The sequence below is a fragment of the Caballeronia sp. genome, assembly GCF_049581465.1.
Classification (GTDB): domain Bacteria; phylum Pseudomonadota; class Gammaproteobacteria; order Burkholderiales; family Burkholderiaceae; genus Caballeronia.
This window is the reverse complement of the sequence record NZ_JBAUSA010000312.1, coordinates 1-2,007: the sequence shown is the minus strand read 5'-3', so window position 1 is coordinate 2,007 and position 2,007 is coordinate 1. Positions and strand designations below refer to the sequence as shown.

Below are 2,007 nucleotides of genomic sequence, written 5' to 3'. Positions count from 1 at the left end.
TGCTGCCTTCAAGATCCGGTCGCCACAATTCGAGCGCGGCGGCCGAGCGTGTATTGCCGAGCGCGCGAGCGCGTTCAGGCACGCAGGGATCGTTGAGCGTGCAGATCACGCGGTTGCTTGCCGGCAGCCGGGCGCGCGTGATGCCTTCGGCGACCATGCGGGCATCGCAGAGAATGGGCGCTCCGGCCGCAAGTGCCGCGCGGCCTGCCGTGCCAGCGCCAGGCGAGAAGACGAGGTCATCGATGACCTCAGTCATGCCGCATGCGTGGATCACACGCACGGCGAGCTTTTCAAGGTCGGCGGGAATTGCGGCGAGGTCTGCTTCGGCACGAATGGTCGCGAACGACGCGCGATAAATCGCCTGGCCGTCGCGGATATAGTCAGGCATCTGGGGTGCTCCGGGCGCGCCAGCCGGCTGCCTGTTCGATTGTGAGATGGTGGGCGACGAGCGTGCCGAAGCCTTCGTGGGTGTCGTCGGCTGCATGGCGATAAAGATCGTAATAGCCGGGTGCTACGGCCAGCAGGGTGGTTTCCACGCGATGTGCCGCCGCACACGAACGCGTGCAACCGCTGAGATGCACGTCGGCGGCGAAGGGCATGAGCCGGGCCAGTTGCTTCGCGTCGGCCTTGGTGTCGGCGAGTCCTTTGGCACAGCCTTGAGACCCTGTGCATGCAATCAGGCGCGCGATGGGGTCGTCATGTCGGATGGCGAGGCCGAGTGCGGCGAGTTGAGAAATGACATCACTCGCTTCGTCAGGGGGGACATCGAGCAGCATGACGCTTTGCAAGGGTGTCAGGCGTAGTCGCGGGGCGAGCCCGGCGAGCGCGGCGAGCGTCGCCGCATCGAGGCGGCCTAATGGAATCTGCGCGCCGATGCACACAACGTCGCGCGTGCCTTGCATGACTTGCACGTGGGTTCCGAAACGCAGCCGTGCGTCGCTGGGTAGCCGACGCCATTCATTACCATCGCGCCCCGTGGTCAGCGCAAAATCCAGCCTGCCTTGTACGTTGCCAAGGAAGTCGTCGATAGAAAACGCCGTCAGCAAGTCGCGCATTCTCGTGTGTTCGGGTGACGCGAGATCCAGGAACGCGTGCAGGATAGCGCCGATCAGTGCAGGCACCTGCGAGGGCGAAACAGTGGCGAGCGCGGGGCGATCGGCTGGACGCGTTGGAGGACAACCGCCAAGGCCGAACGCCATCTCGTGCTTCGAGACCGCCGACAACCACACGTCATGCGGATGATCGAGCATTGCAAGTTGTTCGCCGCCATCGAGCAGCAAAGAGAACTTCGGCGATAAAGCCTGAAGACAAACGTCACGCTGCATCTGCCGGGTCAAGTCGGCCGCGAGCGGAACGGTATTGAGGAGAGCATGCGGGTCGAGTCCTGCGAGTGGACTGAGCATCACGTTGCGAAGATCGTCCGACGCAGCCGTCTCAGGGCCGAGTCCCGCGTCGATCAGCCGCGAGACCAACGCATCGTGCGATTCTTCGCGTACGCCGCGCACTTGCAGGTTGGCGCGATTGGTGGCGTCGATAAACCCTGAACCGAACTCAAACGATACCCCCGCGATCACGCGTGCCTGATTTGCGCTTAGCTCGCCACCGGCGAGACGAATGCGGCAAAGACCGCCGTCACGCGCAGGCACGATCCGCATCAGCCCAGGACAGGCTGATGGCTGCTTGGGCCGCGGTGCTGCGCGTACAGTAGGAACTGAATCGTTCAAGGCGTGACCCGGTCGGTGTCTTGCGCGTTGCCGCGACGCGGTAGCGCTGGCTGGAAGCGCTGCATGGCCGCCATCGGTACACCCTGCGCGATGTTGGCTAGCACGATGAATTCGGGTCGGCAGGCCTCTTGGCCTTGCAGGTTGTTATCTTGGCCGGCCCGTTGGCGGTATTATGCCCGCTTTTACGGCCTTTCAGCGCGCAGGGGAGGCCGGGAAATCCATGAATCGAAGCAACCAAGGAGTGGTGGATGTCACCGTGGCTGACCGTGGTGGGGATCGGGGA

The 2,007-nt window shown here is 63.8% G+C and carries 2 protein-coding genes; both read right to left on the bottom strand.

All coding sequences use genetic code 11. The features are described from left to right. The coding region (locus WCA53_RS07755; RefSeq protein ID WP_423907628.1) for a precorrin-8X methylmutase at nucleotides 1-388 on the bottom strand (388 nt) is incomplete at its 3' end. Beyond that, complete coding sequence (gene cobG, locus WCA53_RS07750; RefSeq protein ID WP_423907630.1) at nucleotides 381-1,655, bottom strand: precorrin-3B synthase; 1,275 nt, start codon at nucleotides 1,653-1,655, stop codon at nucleotides 381-383. The genes cobG and WCA53_RS07755, both read right to left, overlap by 8 nt. Nucleotides 1,656-2,007 lie beyond the last annotated feature (352 nt).

What these genes read in the sequence shown, in the direction of transcription:
- cobG (WP_423907630.1), bottom strand. Translation starts at nt 1,655, where the DNA reads ATGCGGATCGTGCCTGCGCGTGACGGCGGTCTTTGCCGCATTCGTCTC.